Source organism: Cupriavidus numazuensis (genome assembly GCF_905397435.1).
Classification (GTDB): domain Bacteria; phylum Pseudomonadota; class Gammaproteobacteria; order Burkholderiales; family Burkholderiaceae; genus Cupriavidus; species Cupriavidus numazuensis.
The window spans coordinates 11,926-29,156 of record NZ_CAJPVI010000060.1 but is presented as its reverse complement, the minus strand read 5'-3'; the positions used below and the strand labels follow the sequence as shown (position 1 = coordinate 29,156).

The 17,231-nt window shown below is 64.4% G+C and carries 15 protein-coding genes; all 15 read left to right on the top strand.

What is annotated here, in order from left to right:
* Window positions 1-253: 253 nt before the first annotated feature.
* The 15 genes from ndk (at window position 254) to KHO41_RS33550 (ending at window position 17,108) form a co-directional block, all read left to right on the top strand.
* Window positions 254-679 (top strand): nucleoside-diphosphate kinase, encoded by a 426-nt coding sequence (gene ndk, locus KHO41_RS33620; protein WP_211957553.1) that lies wholly within the window; start codon window positions 254-256, stop codon window positions 677-679.
* A gap of 51 nt (window positions 680-730) precedes the next feature.
* Window positions 731-1,885, top strand: coding sequence for a 23S rRNA (adenine(2503)-C(2))-methyltransferase RlmN (gene rlmN, locus KHO41_RS33615; protein ID WP_211957552.1), 1,155 nt, complete (start codon window positions 731-733; stop codon window positions 1,883-1,885).
* A complete protein-coding gene (pilW, locus tag KHO41_RS33610; protein ID WP_211957551.1) occupies window positions 1,882-2,661 on the top strand; it encodes a type IV pilus biogenesis/stability protein PilW in 780 nt (259 codons plus the stop codon). Before rlmN ends, pilW begins: the two co-directional genes overlap by 4 nt.
* Complete coding sequence (locus KHO41_RS33605; RefSeq protein ID WP_211957550.1) at window positions 2,654-3,679, top strand: RodZ domain-containing protein; 1,026 nt, start codon at window positions 2,654-2,656, stop codon at window positions 3,677-3,679. Before pilW ends, KHO41_RS33605 begins: the two co-directional genes overlap by 8 nt.
* 40 nt (window positions 3,680-3,719) lie before the next feature.
* A complete protein-coding gene (gene ispG, locus KHO41_RS33600) occupies window positions 3,720-5,012 on the top strand; it encodes a flavodoxin-dependent (E)-4-hydroxy-3-methylbut-2-enyl-diphosphate synthase (RefSeq protein WP_211957549.1) in 1,293 nt (430 codons plus the stop codon).
* 39 nt (window positions 5,013-5,051) lie between these two features.
* Window positions 5,052-6,422 (top strand): histidine--tRNA ligase, encoded by a 1,371-nt coding sequence (hisS, locus tag KHO41_RS33595; RefSeq protein ID WP_211957548.1) that lies wholly within the window; start codon window positions 5,052-5,054, stop codon window positions 6,420-6,422.
* Window positions 6,423-6,520: 98 nt separating this feature from the next.
* The gene (locus KHO41_RS33590) at window positions 6,521-7,153 is read left to right on the top strand and encodes a tetratricopeptide repeat protein (protein WP_211957547.1); all 633 of its coding nucleotides are present in this window, start codon (window positions 6,521-6,523) and stop codon (window positions 7,151-7,153) included.
* Between the two features lie 54 nt (window positions 7,154-7,207).
* Window positions 7,208-8,386, top strand: coding sequence for an outer membrane protein assembly factor BamB (gene bamB, locus KHO41_RS33585; RefSeq protein ID WP_376988765.1), 1,179 nt, complete (start codon window positions 7,208-7,210; stop codon window positions 8,384-8,386).
* A 246-nt stretch (window positions 8,387-8,632) separates the two neighbouring features.
* Window positions 8,633-9,976 carry a ribosome biogenesis GTPase Der gene (der, locus tag KHO41_RS33580; protein WP_211957546.1) on the top strand — a complete coding sequence of 448 codons (1,344 nt, stop codon included), beginning with the start codon at window positions 8,633-8,635 and terminating at the stop codon, window positions 9,974-9,976.
* Between the two features lie 209 nt (window positions 9,977-10,185).
* Window positions 10,186-10,425, top strand: a complete 240-nt coding sequence (gene hfq / locus KHO41_RS33575; protein WP_006577126.1) for an RNA chaperone Hfq — start codon at window positions 10,186-10,188, stop codon at window positions 10,423-10,425.
* A gap of 279 nt (window positions 10,426-10,704) precedes the next feature.
* Window positions 10,705-11,955 (top strand): GTPase HflX, encoded by a 1,251-nt coding sequence (gene hflX, locus KHO41_RS33570; protein WP_211957545.1) that lies wholly within the window; start codon window positions 10,705-10,707, stop codon window positions 11,953-11,955.
* Between the two features lie 105 nt (window positions 11,956-12,060).
* Window positions 12,061-13,434: an FtsH protease activity modulator HflK gene (gene hflK / locus KHO41_RS33565; RefSeq protein ID WP_211957544.1), complete on the top strand. Its 1,374-nt coding sequence runs from the start codon at window positions 12,061-12,063 to the stop codon at window positions 13,432-13,434.
* Between the two features lie 10 nt (window positions 13,435-13,444).
* Complete coding sequence (gene hflC / locus KHO41_RS33560) at window positions 13,445-14,356, top strand: protease modulator HflC (protein ID WP_211957543.1); 912 nt, start codon at window positions 13,445-13,447, stop codon at window positions 14,354-14,356.
* A 172-nt stretch (window positions 14,357-14,528) separates the two neighbouring features.
* Entirely contained in the window at window positions 14,529-15,680 is a 1,152-nt protein-coding gene (locus tag KHO41_RS33555) for an ATP phosphoribosyltransferase regulatory subunit (protein ID WP_211957542.1), read from the top strand.
* Window positions 15,681-15,767: 87 nt separating this feature from the next.
* Window positions 15,768-17,108 (top strand): adenylosuccinate synthase, encoded by a 1,341-nt coding sequence (locus tag KHO41_RS33550; protein WP_211957541.1) that lies wholly within the window; start codon window positions 15,768-15,770, stop codon window positions 17,106-17,108.
* Window positions 17,109-17,231 lie beyond the last annotated feature (123 nt).

The following is a 17,231-nucleotide window of genomic DNA, read 5'->3' as shown; positions in this document are numbered from 1 at the left end:
TAAAGTGTCACATTGGTCACATTCATGCAGTAAAGGCCAGATTTGTTGCTCACGTTGGACGGTTTTATATGTATTGCGTTCCGTGCATTGTGTGGTCAACAGCAGGTGGCCCGTTCGACGCCCCGGATATGGCGTTTTCCGCTCTTGCCGGCCCACTTTGGCCAAAGGGGGGCTGTGCTCGAAACCGTCATCGTCTCGTGCTAGAATTGCACGTTTAATCCATTTGTAACCCCTTCATTTTTCGGAGTTTTTCATGGCGATCGAACGCACCCTGTCGATTATCAAGCCGGATGCCGTGGCCAAGAACGTTATCGGCCAGATCTACGCCCGTTTCGAGGCCGCCGGCCTGAAGATCGTTGCTGCCAAGATGGTGCACCTGTCGCGCGGCGAAGCCGAGCAGTTCTACGCTGTCCACAAGGAGCGTCCGTTCTTCAAGGACCTGGTCGACTTCATGGTTTCCGGCCCGGTCATGATCCAGGCACTGGAAGGTGAAGGCGCCATCGGCAAGAACCGCGACCTGATGGGCGCCACCGACCCGAAGAAGGCCGACAAGGGCACCATCCGCGCCGACTTCGCCGACAGCATCGACGCGAACGCCGTGCACGGTTCGGACGCTGCTGAAACCGCCGCTGTGGAAATTGCCTTCTTCTTCCCGGGCATGAACGTTTATACCCGTTGATTGTCTGGTCAATTCCAAGACTAGACTGACACGGAAGCTGAGTTTGCCGTCATGAACGATCTCGTCAACCTGCTCGACCTGGATGCGGACGCGCTCACTGCTTATTGCGGCGAGCTCGGCGAGAAGCCGTTTCGTGCGCGGCAGCTGCAACGCTGGATCCACCAGTTCGGTGCCAGCCGTTTCGACACCATGTCGGATCTCGCCAAGTCGCTGCGCGAAAAGCTCGCGACGCGGGCCGAGATCCGTTCGCCGGCCGCCATTACCGACAACCTGTCGGCTGACGGCACGCGCAAGTGGCTGCTCGATGTCGGCAACGGCAACGCGGTGGAGACGGTGTACATCCCCGAGGAAACGCGCGGCACGCTGTGCGTCTCCTCGCAGGCGGGGTGCGCCGTCAACTGCCGGTTCTGCTCGACCGGCAAGCAGGGTTTTTCGCGTAACCTGACCACTGGCGAAATCATCGGCCAGTTGTGGATGGCGGAGTTCGCCATGCGCGAACAGCTCGGCCGCGGGCCCAAGGACGACCGCGTCATCTCCAACGTGGTGATGATGGGCATGGGCGAGCCGCTGCTGAACTACGATGCCGTCGTGCCGGCCATGCGGCTGATGCTCGACGACAACGCGTACGGTCTGTCGCGCCGCCGCGTGACGCTGTCCACCTCCGGCGTAGTGCCGATGATGGACCGGCTGTCGAAAGACCTGCCAGTAGCGCTGGCCGTGTCGCTGCACGCGTCGAACGACGCCCTGCGCGATGTGCTCGTGCCGCTGAACAAGAAGTACCCGCTGGCCGAACTGATGGCGGCATGCCGCCGTTATCTGGAATTCGCGCCGCGCGATTTCATTACCTTCGAATACTGCATGCTCGATGGCGTCAACGACGGCGTCGAACATGCGCGGGAACTGTTGAAGCTTGTGGCCGACGTGCCGTGCAAGTTCAACCTGATCCCGTTCAATCCCTTCCCCGAATCGGGCCTGAAGCGCTCCAACAATGATCAGATCCGCCGCTTTGCGCAGGTGCTGATGGATGCGGGCATCGTGACCACGATCCGCAAGACGCGCGGCGACGATATCGACGCGGCGTGCGGCCAGCTTGCCGGGGAAGTCAAGGATCGCACCCGGCTTGCCGAGCGCGGCAAGTTCGGCAAGATCACACCGTTGGTGCCGGTCGCCGCGACTGGCCAGGCTGGGGAGGCTCGCCCTGCATGATTCGTCTGATCGCTGCAGCCCTGCTGGGGCTGCTGATGTTGTCCGCCTGCCAGTTGCCGCCGGCACCGACGCAGGACCTCCAGACTACTTCCGACCAGACTGATGCAAGGCGCCGCGCCAGCATCCGGCTGCAGCTTGCCACCAATTACCTTGAGGCCGGCCAGAATTCGGTCGCACTCGACGAGGTGAAGCGGGCGATTGCCGCCGACCCGACCATGGCCGACGCCTACCATGTGCGCGCGCTGGTCTACATGGCAATGAACGAGAAGGCGCTGGCCGACGACAGTTTCCGCACCGCGGTTTCCATGCGTGGCAATGACGGTGACCTGCTCAATAACTACGGCTGGTTCCTGTGCCAGGAAGGCCGGTATGGCGAGGCGGTGCCGATGCTCGAACGCGCGCTATCAGCGCCTTCTGCCGGCGGGCCCGCCAAGCCGCTGATCAGCCTCGGGGCGTGCCAGTTGCGCAATGGCGCCGGCGCGGAGGCCGAGAAGAATCTGAAGGCGGCGCTTGGCTACGACCGGAACAATCCTGTCGCCAATACAAACCTGGCGCTGGTCTACTACCGGCGTGGCGACCTCAGGCAGGCTCAGCAATTTGCGGAGCGTGTCAACAACAGCAAATTCGCAAGCGCGCAATCCCTCTGGCTGGGTGCGCGCATTGCGCGCCGTCAGGGCGACGCGGCGGCGCAGGGTGCCCTGGTGGCACAACTGCGCCAGCGTTTCCCCGACTCGCGCGAGTTGAGCGCCTACGAACAAGGAGCATGGGATGAGTGAGCAAGAGCGCGCCGCAGGCCAGGCCGCATCGACGGGACACGTCGGCGGAGGCGCGACCGATTCGGAACGTGAAGCCGTGGCGCGCGAGATCGGCGCGCTGCTGGCCCAGGCGCGGGAATCGCAACGGATGTCCGTCGAGGACGTCAGTGCCCGCCTGAAGGTCGCGGCGCCGAAGCTTGTGGCGATCGAAGCCGGCAACGTCGAGGCGCTGCCCGACATCACGTTTGCCAAGGGCGTAATGCGCGCGTACGCACGCATGCTGCATGTGGACATTGATGGTCTGCTTGCGCGTTTCCACCCGCGGCCCGTGCAGGTCACCGAAATGGCGCGCCAGCGCGAAGGCGGTCTCAACGAGACGTTCGACGATCGCAGGCGCTTCGGCAAGCGCGGCGGCGGCGCTGGGGCCGGTGGGCGCTGGGTCTGGCTGGCGCTCGTCGTGGCTGGCCTGGCAGCCGGCGGCTGGTTCGGGCTCGACCATATGAAGCAATGGCTGGAAGCGCGCAACAACGCCGCGCAGGCCGCCGCGGTCGAAGTGCAGGAGCCGGCGGCGCAAGGTAGCGAGCCGGGCACCGTGACCGCTGCACTGCCGCCAGTCATGGCTGGTGCCGATTCTCCGGCCCCGTCCGAGGAATTGCCCGCCAGCGCGCCGGCTGCGAACGCCAGTGGCGTCGCGGTGCCTGCGCCGGTTGCGGAAGCCACTACCGCCATTGCGGCCACTACGGCCACTACGGCCAAGCCAGTTGCCAATACCACAACTGCTGCAGCAGCGACCCAGGCGCAAGGCGAACTGCAGATCAAGTTCGCCGCCGATACCTGGTACGAGATTCGTGACCGCAACGGCAAGGTCGTGCTGGGCGGTACTGCCAAGGCCGGCCAGGAAGTGGCTGGCGGCGGCGCGGCACCGTACAAGGTGACCATCGGCAACGTGAAGGGCGTGGAATCGATGAGCCGAAACGGCACGCCGGTCGACCTGAAGGCGGCGAATCGCAACAACGTGGCGCGGCTGACGCTGCCCTGACGCGGCTCGACACCGTGCATCATTGCGAGGTGCTAACGCTATGAACGAACAGCTTTGTCTTCCGGTCCTGCCGGGCCCGCTGCCGCGCCGCGAAAGGCGCCAGGCGAGCATCGCGTGGGGCGACAACATTGTCACCATCGGTGGCAGCGCGCCGGTGCGCGTGCAGTCGATGACCAATACGGATACCGTCGATGCCATCGGCACGGCCATTCAGGTCAAGGAACTGGCACGCGCGGGCTCCGAGATCGTCCGCATCACGGTCAATACGCCCGAGGCGGCGGCAGCGGTGCCGCATATCCGCGAGCAGCTCGACCGCATGGGCGTCAACGTGCCGCTGGTGGGCGATTTCCACTACAACGGCCACAAGCTGCTGCAGGACTATCCGGCCTGCGCCGAGGCGCTGTCGAAGTACCGCATCAACCCGGGCAATGTGGGGCAGGGCGCCAAGCGCGACACGCAGTTCGCGCAGATGATCGAGCTGGCCTGCCGGTACAACAAGCCGGTGCGCATTGGCGTCAACTGGGGCAGCCTGGACCAGGACCTGCTCGCGCGCATCATGGATGAGAACGCCGGCCGCGCGGAGCCGTGGCCTGCGCAGAGCGTGATGATCGAAGCGCTGATTACCTCGGCGATCGATTCGGCGAAGAAGGCCGAGGAAATCGGCCTGCCGGGCAACCAGATCATCCTGTCGTGCAAGGTGTCGCAGGTGCAGGAGCTGATCGCGGTGTACCGTGAACTCGCGCGCCGCTGCGACTATGCGCTGCATCTCGGTCTGACCGAGGCGGGCATGGGCAGCAAGGGCATCGTGGCATCGACTGCGGCGCTGTCGGTGCTGCTGCAGGAAGGCATCGGCGACACGATCCGGATTTCGCTGACGCCGGAACCCGGCGCACCGCGCGAGAAGGAGGTCTATGTCGGGCAGGAAATCCTGCAGACGATGGGCATGCGGAACTTCACGCCGATGGTGATCGCGTGTCCCGGTTGCGGCCGCACGACGAGCACCACGTTCCAGGAACTGGCGGCAAGCATCCAGACGTACCTGCGCGAGCAGATGCCGCAGTGGAAGACCGCTTATCCCGGCGTCGAGGAGATGGATGTGGCCGTGATGGGCTGCATCGTCAACGGCCCCGGCGAGAGCAAGCACGCGAACATCGGCATTTCGCTGCCGGGTTCGGGCGAATCGCCGGCGGCGCCGGTGTTCGTGGATGGCGTAAAGGTCAAGACACTGCGCGGTGAGCGCATTGCCGAAGAGTTCCAGGCGATCGTCGACGAGTACGTTCGCACGCATTACGGCCCGGGCGCTGCGCGGGCAGAGAAGGAAGCGGTGGCCTGAGCCGGCATTGGCCAGTCCACCCAGCAAGATAACGACAGAATGACGCAAAACGAGAATCCGTCCGCGCAAAGCGGCGCCAAGGCTGAAGACAAGGCTCGCCCCGCGAAGGCATTGCAGGGCGTGAAGGGCATGAACGACATGCTGCCCGCCGATGCTCCGCTGTGGGAGCATTTCGAGAACGCCGCGCGTGCGATGCTGCGCGCCTACGGCTACCAGCAGATCCGCACGCCGATCGTCGAGCATACCCAGCTGTTCGTGCGCGGTATCGGCGAGGTGACGGACATCGTCGAGAAGGAGATGTACTCCTTCACTGATGCACTGAATGGCGAACAACTGACGCTGCGTCCGGAAGGCACTGCCGCCGCGGTGCGCGCGACTATCGAGCACAACCTGCTGTACGACGGCCCCAAGCGCCTGTGGTACACCGGCCCGATGTTCCGCCACGAGCGCCCGCAGCGCGGCCGCTATCGCCAGTTCCACCAGCTCGGCGCTGAAGCGCTCGGTTTTGCCGGCCCGGACGTGGATGCCGAGATCATCCTGATGTGCCAGCGCCTGTGGGACGACCTGGGCCTGACCGGCGTGCGGCTGGAGATCAACTCGCTGGGCCAGGCGCATGAGCGCGCCGCGCACCGCGAGGAGCTGATCAAGTACCTCGAAGGATTCAAGGACATCCTGGACGAGGATGGCAAGCGCCGCCTGTACACGAATCCGCTGCGCGTGCTGGATACGAAGAATCCTGCGCTGCAGGAGATGGCTGCCAACGCGCCCAAGCTGATCGATTTCCTGGGTGAGGAATCGCTCGCGCACTTCGAAGGCGTGCAGCGCCTGCTCAAGGCCAACAACATCCCATACAAGATCAACCCGCGCCTGGTGCGCGGGCTGGACTACTACAACCTGACGGTGTTCGAGTGGATCACCGACAAGCTCGGTGCCCAGGGCACCATCGCCGGTGGCGGCCGCTATGACCCGCTGATCGCGCAGATGGGTGGCAAGGCGGCGCCGGCCTGTGGCTGGGCCATGGGCATCGAGCGCATCATCGAGTTGATCCGCGAGGAAGGCGTGGTGCCTGACGCGGTCGGTTGCGACGTCTATCTCGTGCATCAGGGCGAAGCGGCGCAGCAACAGGCGACGATTGCCGCCGAGCGCTTGCGTGATGCCGGCCTGGACGTGGTGCTGCATGCCACGCCTGATGGCAAGAGCGGCAGCTTCAAGTCGCAGATGAAGCGCGCTGACGCAAGCGGTGCAGCGTATGCCGTGATCATTGGCGAAGATGAAGTGGCTGCGGGCGTGGTGCAGGTGAAGGAACTTCGCCAGGGCGCGCAGGCCGAAGGCGGTGGCCAGCAGGCGCAGGTCCCCGCTGAAAACCTGGTCGATTACCTGATCGACGCGATGGTCGGCGCCAGCGAATAACGCGACGACTAACGGCGTAGCACGATCCGCCCGGCAGGAAGCAAAGCCTGCCGGAAGCGGCCTGAGATACAAACCAACCGCAAAAAGACTGCCTCGACATGGCATACGATCTGGAAGAGCAGGAACAGCTTGAAAATCTGAAGGCCTGGTGGCGTCAGTACGGCAATGCCCTGACGTGGATCCTGATTGCCGCCTTGCTGGCGTTCGCCGCCTGGAATGGCTGGAAGTACTGGGAGCGCAAGCAGGCTTCCGAAGCAGCCGTGCTGTACGATCAGGTGGTCAAGGCGGCCGAAGGCCGCGATGCCGAGCGCGTGAAGCGCGCCGCCGGCGACCTCGAGGACAAGTTCGGCAAGACCGCCTATGGCCCGATGAGTGCGCTCGTGGCCGCCAAAGTGCTGTACGATGCCGGCGATCTGGCGGGTGCAAAGACCCAGTTGCAGTGGGCGATGGATCATGGCGACGGCGAGTACTCGCATATCGCGCGCGTGCGCCTTGCCGGCGTGCTGCTTGACGAGAAGGCCTACGACCAGGGTCTGGCGCTGCTGAAGGATGAGCCGCCGGCAGCGTTCGTCGCGATCTACGCCGATCGCAGGGGCGATCTGCTTGCCGCGCAGGACAAGCGTGCCGATGCGCGGACCGCTTACCGCAAGGCGCTGGACAAGCTCGGTGCCGACGACCAGTCGATGCGCCAGATCATCCAGTTCAAGCTCGATGCGCTGGGCACGGCCTGATCGCCGCTGCACGTGAAGGACACTCGCCATAACCCAATCCAGGATTCGAACCCTATGACGTCCATGCTTTCCGGTGCCGAACAACAAGGCCAGTCCCACCGCAAGATTGCCCGTGCGCTGGTCGCCGGTGCCTGCCTTGTGGCCCTGGGCGGCTGCTCGCTGTTCAGCAAGGAGAACAAGCATCCGCCGGCCGAACTGAAGCCTGTGTCGGCGACGCTGTCCGTGCGCCAGGCGTGGAAGGCGGACGTCGGCAAGAGCGGGCCCTATGCGTTGCAGCCGGCCGCGGCCGGCAACAACGTGTATGTGTCGGCCAAAAACGGCACCATCATGGCGCTGGACGGCGCGACCGGTCGGACGCTGTGGAAGGCCAAGACCGACGTGGACATCACTACCGGTCCGGGCAGCGATGGCTCGGTGACGGCCGTCGCGGGCGAGAAGGGTGCCGTCTACGCGTTCGACACCAGCGGCAAGCAGATCTGGAAGAAGCAGGTCAATGGTGAAGTCCTGTCGGCGCCGCTGGTCGGCAATGGCATCGTGGTAGTGCGGACGACCGATACCCGGGTGCTCGCGCTGGACGCCCAGACCGGCGAGCGCCGCTGGATCTATCAGCGTTCGCAGACGCCGCTGAACCTGCGCGCGGCCATGGGCATGGTCTTCGCCGGCGACGGCATCGTGATGGGCTTCCCGGGCGGCAAGCTGGGCGTCCTGACGCCGGCCAATGGCGTGCTGCGCTGGGAGAGCGCGGTTTCCTATCCGAAGGGTGTGTCGGAAATCGAGCGCCTGAACGACGTGACCGGCCAGCCTATGGTCAGCGGCCGCCAGGTTTGCGCGACAACCTTCCAGGGTCGCGTGGCCTGCCTGGAACTGGCCAATGGCCAGCCGCAATGGGGCAAGGATTTCTCGTCGCCGGCCGGCCCGGCGCAGGACGACAATGCGATCTATGCCAGCGATGAACAGTCGGTGGTATTCGCGTTCGATCGCCAGAACGGCAACGAGCGCTGGAAGAACAACGAACTGCGCTATCGCCGACTCGGCGCGCCGCTGGTGCTGGGGCGCTCGGTAGCGATGGGCGATTTCGAAGGCTATGTGCATTTCCTCTCGCGTGAGGACGGCACCGTGGTGGCGCGCATGAAGACCGATGGCAGTGCCATCAGCGCCGCGCCGGTGGTGGCGGGGCAGACCATGGTCGTCCAGACCCGCGACGGCGACGTCTACGGCTACGTGCCGGGCTGAGCCAAGGATGAGCCATTGATGCGCCAATGAGGCAGCGCCGGCCCGTACACCTGTCGGTACGGGCGGCGCAATTCCGGTAGCATGATCCCTGGTCGTGCGGCGAAATGCGGGACGGGGCCTGGTGCCACGTTCCGCCCGACAGGAGAGGCGGCTGACCATGCATTTTTTGCATGAGGCGCCGTAGGATCAACTGACTCCGGAGTTCCAGGGGGACGGCAGGTGCCGGCCCCCGTTTCCGTTTATTGCATGAAACCAGTTATTGCACTTGTCGGCCGCCCGAACGTCGGGAAGTCGACGCTATTCAACCGCATGACCCGCTCGCGCGACGCACTCGTCGCCGACCTGCCGGGCCTGACGCGCGATCGCCACTACGGCGAGGGGCGCATTGGCGATCGTCCGTTCATTGCCATCGATACCGGCGGTTTCGAGCCGGTGGTCAAGGAAGGCATCGTCGCCGAGATGGCCAAGCAGACCAAGCAGGCCGTGGTCGAGGCGGACGTTGTCATCTTCATCGTCGACGGCAGGCTGGGCCTGGCCCCGCAGGACCGCGCCATCGCGGACTACCTGCGCAAGACCGGCCGGCGCGTGATGCTCGCCGTCAACAAGGCCGAGGGCATGAAGTACACCTCGGTTGCCGCCGACTTCTATGAGCTCGGCATGGGCGATCCGTACGCGATTTCGGCCGCGCACGGCGACGGCGTTCGCGAGCTCGTGGACGAGGCGCTGGAGCTGGCTGTCCAGGAGCGTCCGGAGCTGGCCGAGGAAGAGGTGGGCAGTGGCAAGGGCGTGAAGATCGCCATTGTCGGCCGACCCAACGTCGGCAAGTCGACACTGGTCAATTCGCTGATCGGCGAGGAGCGCGTGATTGCGTTCGACATGCCCGGCACCACGCGCGACGCGATCTACGTGGAGTTCGAGCGCGGCGGCAAGCCATACACGCTGATCGACACGGCGGGCCTGCGGCGTCGGGGCAAGGTGTTCGAGGCCATCGAGAAGTTCTCGGTGGTCAAGACGCTGCAGTCGATTGCCGATGCCAATGTCGTGATCCTGCTGCTTGATGCGCAACAGGATATTTCCGACCAGGACGCGCATATTGCCGGTTTTATCGTCGAATCCGGCCGGGCCCTCGTGGTCGGTGTCAACAAATGGGATGGTCTCGACGGCCATACCCGCGATCGCATCAAGCACGATCTCGAGCGCAAGCTGCAATTCCTGAGCTTCGCCAATTTCCATTTCGTGTCTGCGCGGGAACGCACGGGCATCGGTGCGCTGATGCGTTCCGTGGACGATGCGTATGCCGCGGCCATGGTCAAGCTGCCGACGCCGCAGCTTACGCGGGTGCTGCAGGAGGCCGTGGAATTCCAGCAGCCCAAGCGCGCCGGCGTATCGCGGCCGAAGCTGCGCTACGCGCACCAGGGTGGCTCCAACCCGCCGATCATTGTGATCCATGGCAACGCCTTGTCGTCCGTTTCCGAGACCTACCGGCGCTACCTGGAGAACCGCTATCGCGCGGCGTTCAAATTGAAGGGGACACCTCTTCGCATCGAATTTCGTACGAACAAAAACCCGTATGCGGACTCGAAGGACTGAGGTCCTGGCGGGTGCCTGGCGCGGCAAGTTTTCGTTTGCGTTCGTTTGGAACTGCGGCTAAATTTGCGGTAGCAGGGGTTCTCTGCACGCTGATGCCGCTTTGGTACCGTTTTTGATCTTTTTTCTGGCGCGAGCTTGCGCCGATTGACTTGAACCGGGGACTTCCGTCCCCATTATTCACCACTAAACCTATAAATTTGGAGTGTGCCATGAGCAACAAAGGGCAACTGCTACAAGACCCGTTCCTGAACGCGCTGCGCAAAGAGCACGTGCCGGTTTCCATCTACCTGGTCAATGGCATCAAGCTGCAAGGCAATATCGAATCGTTCGACCAATATGTCGTCCTGCTGCGTAACACCGTGACGCAGATGGTCTACAAGCATGCGATTTCCACCGTCGTTCCGGCTCGCGCGGTCAATTTCCGCGTGGATGATTCCGCCGAGGGCTGATTTTCCTGCCGGCCGCAACGGCTTGCGGCCTCTGCCAGCCGATAACGTGCCAATGCCAGCCGGCGTTGCCGCGGTGCCGGCCACCGGCTCGCACATGCGGCCGGCATGCGGTGAACCGGAGCGGCTGCCAGCCGCGCCACCGCCGCAATTGCGCAAGGGAGCGCGCGCCTGTGCAGGCCCGCTCCCGTCCCGCTGAACCGGGACACGTCCGGCCTCATGTCCAGCTTCATATCCGGACATCTCCCCAAACCGTCTTACTTCGCGCGTAGCGCCCCCCGCTTGGATCCCAGAGCTACCTCCAACACCGAACCGTCACGTGCCATCCTCGTTGGCGTGGATTTCGGCAAGCACGATTTCCAGGAAAGCCTCAGCGAGCTTGCCTTGCTGACCACCACCGCCGGCTCTATGCCGGTGCATACGCTGACCGGTAAACGTTCGCGCCCGGACCCTGCGCTGTTCATCGGCTCGGGCAAGGCCGAGGAGCTGCGGGAAGCGGCCGATGCGCTGGATGCCGATATCGTGGTGTTCAACCACGCCTTGAGCCCGGCGCAGCAGCGCAACCTGGAGCGCTTCCTGCAGCGTCACGTGATTGACCGTACCGGCCTGATCCTGGACATCTTCGCGCAGCGCGCCCAGAGCCACGTGGGCAAGGTGCAGGTAGAGCTGGCGCAGGTTCAGTACCAGGCGTCGCGGCTGGTCCGTGCGTGGAGCCACCTGGAACGACAAAAGGGCGGTATCGGCATGCGCGGCGGTCCGGGCGAACGACAGCTCGAACTGGACCGACGCATGCTCGACGACCGGGCCAAGCGGCTGAAGTCCGACCTTGCCCGGCTGCAGCGGCAGCACCGCACGCAGCGACGTGCCCGCGCGCGCAACGACACCTTGAGCATTTCGCTGGTCGGCTATACCAACGCGGGCAAGTCGACACTGTTCAATGCGTTGACCAAGGCTGGCGCGTATGCGGCCAACCAGCTTTTCGCGACGCTCGATACCACCTCGCGCCGGATGTTCCTGGAGGGGCTTGGCAATGTGGTGCTGTCGGATACGGTCGGCTTCATCCGTGACCTGCCGACGCAACTGGTCGAGGCGTTCCGCGCAACGCTGGACGAGACCGTGCATGCCGATCTGCTGTTGCATGTCGTGGATGCGTCGAGCCCCGTGCGGCACGAGCAGATCGAACAGGTCAACCGCGTGCTGGCGGAAATCGAAGCGTCCGACATCCCGCAGATCATCGTGATGAACAAGATCGATGCTGCGCCGGAACTGCTCGAACAGGGCGTGCGTGTGGAGCGTGACGAGGACGGCGTTCCGACGCGGGTGTTCCTCAGTGCGCGCGAGGGCATTGGCCTGGATGCGTTGCGGCAGTCGATCGTGGAAGTTGCGCAATGGCTGGCGAGCCGTCCGCCCGAGCCTGCACCGTTTGATCCGCGGCTGTCGGAGCAGGGCGTGCGCGCGGACGATGAATTCGATTGGGATGAGCAAGACGGGCAAGGCCCGCGAGACGACGCGGAAGATCGCCGCCTGTCATGATGCTTTTCGGCGAGATTCGCCGCCGGATTGCGCGATTTGGCCAAAAGTGGCGCAGATGACTGCTAGAATCCCCCCTGTTACAAACTTCCCGGACCCGTGCACTTCATGCCCCAGTTCTCCCGGAATCCTGAATCGAGCCTGACCCCGGGCGGCCGATTTCCGCTGCGTGCGGGATGGCAGCGCCTGCGCGCAATTTTCTCGCTGAACGATCCCCGCTGGGGACGCGATGGCCAGGACGAGGAAGACAAGGACGGCCGCGCGAACGACCGGGACGGGAACCGTCAGCAGAACCAGCGCCCGCAGGACGGCCCGCCTGACCTCGATGAGCTCTGGCGCGACTTCAACCGGCGCCTGAACGGGCTGCTCGGCCGCAAGGAAAACGGTGGCGGCAACAACCAGGGATTTGGCGGCCCGCGTACGCCGGGCAAGGGCTCCGGCGTGGGCGTGGGCGTTGTCGCAGCCGCGATTGTCGGCATCTGGCTGGCCAGTGGTTTCTTCATGGTGCAGGAAGGCCAGACGGCCGTGATCCTGCAGTTCGGCAAGTTCAAGTATTCGACCGGCCCCGGCATCAACTGGCGCCTGCCCTGGCCGATCCAGTCGGCGGAGGTCGTCAACCTGTCGGCCGTCCGTTCCGTGGAAGTGGGGCGCTCCACTTCCATCAAGGACAGCAACCTGAAGGACTCGTCGATGCTCACGCAGGACGAGAACATCATCGATGTCCGCTTCACGGTGCAGTACGCCATCCAGGATGCGAGCGAATTCCTGTTCTTCAACAAGACCGACCGTGGTGGCGATGAAGAACTCGTGACGCAGGCCGCCGAGACGTCGGTCCGCGAGATCGTCGGCCGCAACAAGATGGATGCGGTGCTCTACGAAAACCGCGAGCAGATTGCGCAGGGGCTGGCGAAGTCGATCCAGTCGATCCTGACCGCCTACAAGACCGGTATCCGCGTGATTTCGGTGAACGTGCAGAGCGTGCAGCCGCCCGAGCAGGTGCAGGCTGCGTTCGACGACGTGAACAAGGCCAGCCAGGATCGCGAGCGTGCGATCAGCGAAGGTCAGGCTTACGCCAATGACGTGATTCCGCGCGCCAAGGGTACGGCGGCGCGCTTGAAGGAAGAAGCCGAGGCCTATCGTGCGCGCGTGGTGGCACAGGCCGAGGGCGACGCTTCGCGCTTCCGTTCGGTGCAGGGCGAGTACGCCAAGGCGCCGCAGGTGACGCGCGACCGCATCTATATCGAAACCATGCAGCAGATCTACGCCAACTCGACCAAGGTGCTCGTCGATGCGCGCCAGGGCAGCAACCTGCTTTATCTCCCGCTCGACAAGCTGATGGCGCAGGGCCAGGCCGACAGCCGCGGCACACAGACGCCGTCGCAGCCCGCCAGCGGTGCCGGCACGCAGGCGCCCTCGCAGGATTCCGGCGCCGATAACCGGTCGCGCGAATCGCTGCGCAACCGTGACCGCGATTCGCGTTGAGGAGACCGTCATGAACCGACTGATTTCCTTTGCGATCGGCGCTTTTATCGTGCTCGCCGTGGCGTCATCGATGATGTTCGTCGTGGACCAGCGCCAATACGCCGTGGTGTTCGCGTTCGGCGAGATCAAGCAGGTCGTGCGCGAGCCGGGCCTGCACTTCAAGCTGCCGCCGCCGCTGCAGAACGTGGTGTTCATGGACCGCCGACTGCAGACCATCGACGTGGCCGCCAACGAGCGCTTCCTGACCGCTGAAAAGAAGAGCATGGTGGTGGACTGGTTCGTCAAATGGCGCATCACCGATCCGCGCAAGTTCTACGTCGCGTTCGGCGGCAATGTGCGCAGCGCACAGGACCGCATGACGCAGCGTATCGACGCCGTGGCGCGCGAAGAATTCGGCAAGCGCACCGTCGCTGACGTGGTCGCCGGCGAGCGCGAGAAGGTCATGCAGAATATCCGCACCGGCATGTCGGAGTATGCGCAGTCGGTCGGGGTCGAGATCCTCGACGTGCGCCTCAAGCGCGTGGACCTGCTGCCGGCCATCAGCGAATCGGTGTACCGCCGCATGGAAGCCGAGCGCAAGCGCGTGGCCAACGAGCTGCGCTCCACCGGCGGCGCTGAAGGCGAAAAGATCCGCGCCGATGCCGACCGTCAGCGCGAAGTGGTGCTGGCCGAAGCCTATCGCGATGCCCAGGTGATCAAGGGCGAGGGCGATGCCAAGGCTTCGCAGATCTATGCCGACGCTTTCGGCAGGGATCCGCAGTTCGCACAGTTCTGGCGCAGCATGGAGGCGTATCGCAATACCTTCCGCGACAAGCGCGACATCATGGTGCTGGAGCCGAACTCGGACTTCTTCCGCTACATGCGATCGAGCGGTGGCGCTGCGGCGCCGGCGGCAAGCGGCGCGTCCGGAGGGCGGCGCTAGCGAGACCGCGGAATTTGTGGCGAGATGACAAAACCCCGGCTTGCCGGGGTTTTGTCCGGCTGGAGGTCGGCGCCTGAAGTGACGGCGCGGACGCGCGCCGGCCGATACCGGACTCGCCGGGTGTGCAGGCCTCGCCTGCCCGCAAACGTGTCATACAGAGAAGAGATTCATCATGTCCAACCATTGGCTGCTGCCAGAAAACATTGCCGACGTCCTGCCGTCGGAGGCCCGCAAGATCGAAGAGTTGCGCCGCCGCATGCTGGACCTGTTCCGCACCTACGGCTATGAGATGGTCATGCCGCCGATGCTGGAATACCTGGAGTCGCTGCTGACCGGCACCGGGCATGACCTGGACCTGCGCACGCTCAAGCTTGTGGACCAGCTGTCGGGCCGCACGATGGGCCTGCGCGCCGATATCACGCCGCAGGTGGCCCGTATCGATGCGCATCTGCTGAACCGCCCCGGCGTGACCCGCCTGTGCTATGCCGGCAACGTTCTGCATGCTCGCCCGGCCGGCTTCCACGCGACGCGCGAGCCGATCCAGGTGGGCGCCGAGATCTATGGCCACGCCGGCCTGGAAGCCGATGTCGAGATCCAGGAACTGATGCTGGCCGCGCTGCAGGCTGCGGGCCTGTCGGATATCCGCATCGACCTGTGCCATGCCGGCATCCTGGAGGCACTGCTGGACGGTTTGCCGTCGATCCGCCGGATCGAAGACGCGCTGTTCGCTGCGTTGGAAACCAAGGATGTTTCGGCGCTGCGCGAGATCACGCAAGGCATGCCCCAGACCGAGCGCGACGCACTGCTGGCGCTGCCGACCCTGTACGGCGGCGTGGAGGTCATCGACCGTGCCCGCGCGACGCTGCCGGCCAGCCCGGCCATCGGCCGTGCGCTCGATGAACTGGCTGCCCTGGCCACGCAGGTGCGCGGGGCGAGCATCAATATCGACCTGTCCGATTTGCGCGGTTACCACTATCACAGCGGCGTGATGTTCGCGGCGTATGTGGCGGGTCTGCCCAATTACGTGGCACGTGGCGGCCGTTATGACAAGGTCGGTGAAGCATTTGGCCGTGCGCGGCCGGCTACCGGCTTTTCACTCGATTTGCGCGAAGTTGCAGCCTTGTCGCCGATCGAAGTGCGCGCCCAGGCGATTTTTGCGCCGTGGGATGCCGATCCGGCGCTTCGCGCCGCCATCGTGGCATTGCGTGCAGCAGGGGAGATTGTGATCCAGTCGCTGCCCGGCCACACCAAGGAGCTCGACGAATTCAACTGCGACCGGCAACTCGTACGCCAGGAAGCAGGCTGGGTCGTCGCGCCTCGCTAGGACTTGACACCGGGAGATCGCCCCAAAAAGCGGGAATCGACCGGTAACAAGAGTAGAATACGTTTTTAACCTATTGACCAAAGCAATATGTCCGCATCCGCAGTAGGCCAGGGACGCAACGTCGTCGTGATCGGCACCCAGTGGGGTGACGAAGGCAAGGGGAAAATCGTCGATTGGCTTACCGATCATGCAAAAGGCGTGGTGCGGTTCCAGGGCGGCCACAACGCTGGCCACACCCTGATCATCGGCGGCAAGAAGACCATCCTGCGACTGATTCCGTCGGGAATCATGCGCGAAGGCACCGTCTGCTACATCGGCAATGGTGTGGTGCTGTCGCCGGAAGCCCTGTTCCGCGAAATCGAAGAACTCGAAACGGCTGGCCTGGAAGTGCAGAAGCGTCTGCGCATTTCGGAAGCCGCAACGCTGATCCTGCCGTACCACGTGGCCATCGACAAGGCGCGCGAAGCGCGCCGTGGCGCCGCCAAGATCGGTACGACCGGCCGTGGCATTGGCCCTGCTTACGAAGACAAGGTGGCACGCCGTGCGCTGCGCGTGCAAGACCTGTTCGATCCGCAGCAGTTCGCCGAACGCCTGCGCGAGAACCTGGATTTCCACAACTTCATGCTGACGCAGTACCTCGGCGCCGAAGCCGTGGACTACCAGCAGACGCTTGATGACGCGCTGGCCTTTGCGCCGCGCCTGGCCCCGATGGTCGCTGACGTTTCCGCCGAGCTGTACGCAGTCAATGCCGGTGGTGGCAACCTGATGTTCGAAGGCGCGCAAGGCACGCTGCTCGACGTCGACCACGGCACCTACCCGTTCGTGACGTCCAGCAACTGTGTGGCTGGTGCGGCTGCGGCAGGCGCCGGCGTGGGCCCGGGTCGCCTGAACTACATCCTGGGCATCACCAAGGCCTATTGCACGCGCGTTGGCGCTGGTCCGTTCCCGAGCGAACTGTACGACAACGACAATCCCGTGCGCCAGGATCCGGTCGGCGTGCGTCTGGCCAACGTGGGCAAGGAATTCGGTTCGGTCACGGGCCGTCCGCGCCGCACTGGCTGGCTCGATGCCGCCGCGCTCAAGCGCTCGGTGCAGATCAATGGCGTGTCGGGCCTGTGCCTGACCAAGCTCGACGTACTCGACGGCCTGGAATGCATCAAGCTGTGCGTTGGCTATACGCTCGACGGCAAGACCGTGGACATCCTGCCGCGTGGCTCCGATGCTGTCGCCCGCTGCGAGCCGGTCTACGAGGAATTCCCGGGCTGGAACGAGTCGACCTTCGGCGTGAAGGCGTGGGACGCGCTGCCGGAAGCGGCGCGCGTCTACCTGAAGCGCGTGGAAGAAGTGGTTGGCATCCCGATCGACATGATCTCGACCGGTCCGGACCGCGACGAGACCATCCTGCTGCGTCACCCGTACCTGGCCTGATCCGGCGTACATACGTTGCAACAGCCGCTCGCCACAAGCGCTGCGGCTGAAAAGAACAAATCGGCCCGCGCATGCGGGCCGAACTATATCGGTCAACCGACCCGAAGACAGTAAGCAGAAAGA

What these genes read in the sequence shown, in the direction of transcription:
- ndk (WP_211957553.1), top strand. Translation starts at nt 254, where the DNA reads ATGGCGATCGAACGCACCCTGTCGATTATCAAGCCGGATGCCGTGGCC.
- rlmN (WP_211957552.1), top strand. Translation starts at nt 731, where the DNA reads ATGAACGATCTCGTCAACCTGCTCGACCTGGATGCGGACGCGCTCACT.
- pilW (WP_211957551.1), top strand. Translation starts at nt 1,882, where the DNA reads ATGATTCGTCTGATCGCTGCAGCCCTGCTGGGGCTGCTGATGTTGTCC.
- KHO41_RS33605 (WP_211957550.1), top strand. Translation starts at nt 2,654, where the DNA reads ATGAGTGAGCAAGAGCGCGCCGCAGGCCAGGCCGCATCGACGGGACAC.
- ispG (WP_211957549.1), top strand. Translation starts at nt 3,720, where the DNA reads ATGAACGAACAGCTTTGTCTTCCGGTCCTGCCGGGCCCGCTGCCGCGC.
- hisS (WP_211957548.1), top strand. Translation starts at nt 5,052, where the DNA reads ATGACGCAAAACGAGAATCCGTCCGCGCAAAGCGGCGCCAAGGCTGAA.
- KHO41_RS33590 (WP_211957547.1), top strand. Translation starts at nt 6,521, where the DNA reads ATGGCATACGATCTGGAAGAGCAGGAACAGCTTGAAAATCTGAAGGCC.
- bamB (WP_376988765.1), top strand. Translation starts at nt 7,208, where the DNA reads ATGACGTCCATGCTTTCCGGTGCCGAACAACAAGGCCAGTCCCACCGC.
- der (WP_211957546.1), top strand. Translation starts at nt 8,633, where the DNA reads ATGAAACCAGTTATTGCACTTGTCGGCCGCCCGAACGTCGGGAAGTCG.
- hfq (WP_006577126.1), top strand. Translation starts at nt 10,186, where the DNA reads ATGAGCAACAAAGGGCAACTGCTACAAGACCCGTTCCTGAACGCGCTG.
- hflK (WP_211957544.1), top strand. Translation starts at nt 12,061, where the DNA reads ATGCCCCAGTTCTCCCGGAATCCTGAATCGAGCCTGACCCCGGGCGGC.
- hflC (WP_211957543.1), top strand. Translation starts at nt 13,445, where the DNA reads ATGAACCGACTGATTTCCTTTGCGATCGGCGCTTTTATCGTGCTCGCC.
- KHO41_RS33555 (WP_211957542.1), top strand. Translation starts at nt 14,529, where the DNA reads ATGTCCAACCATTGGCTGCTGCCAGAAAACATTGCCGACGTCCTGCCG.
- KHO41_RS33550 (WP_211957541.1), top strand. Translation starts at nt 15,768, where the DNA reads ATGTCCGCATCCGCAGTAGGCCAGGGACGCAACGTCGTCGTGATCGGC.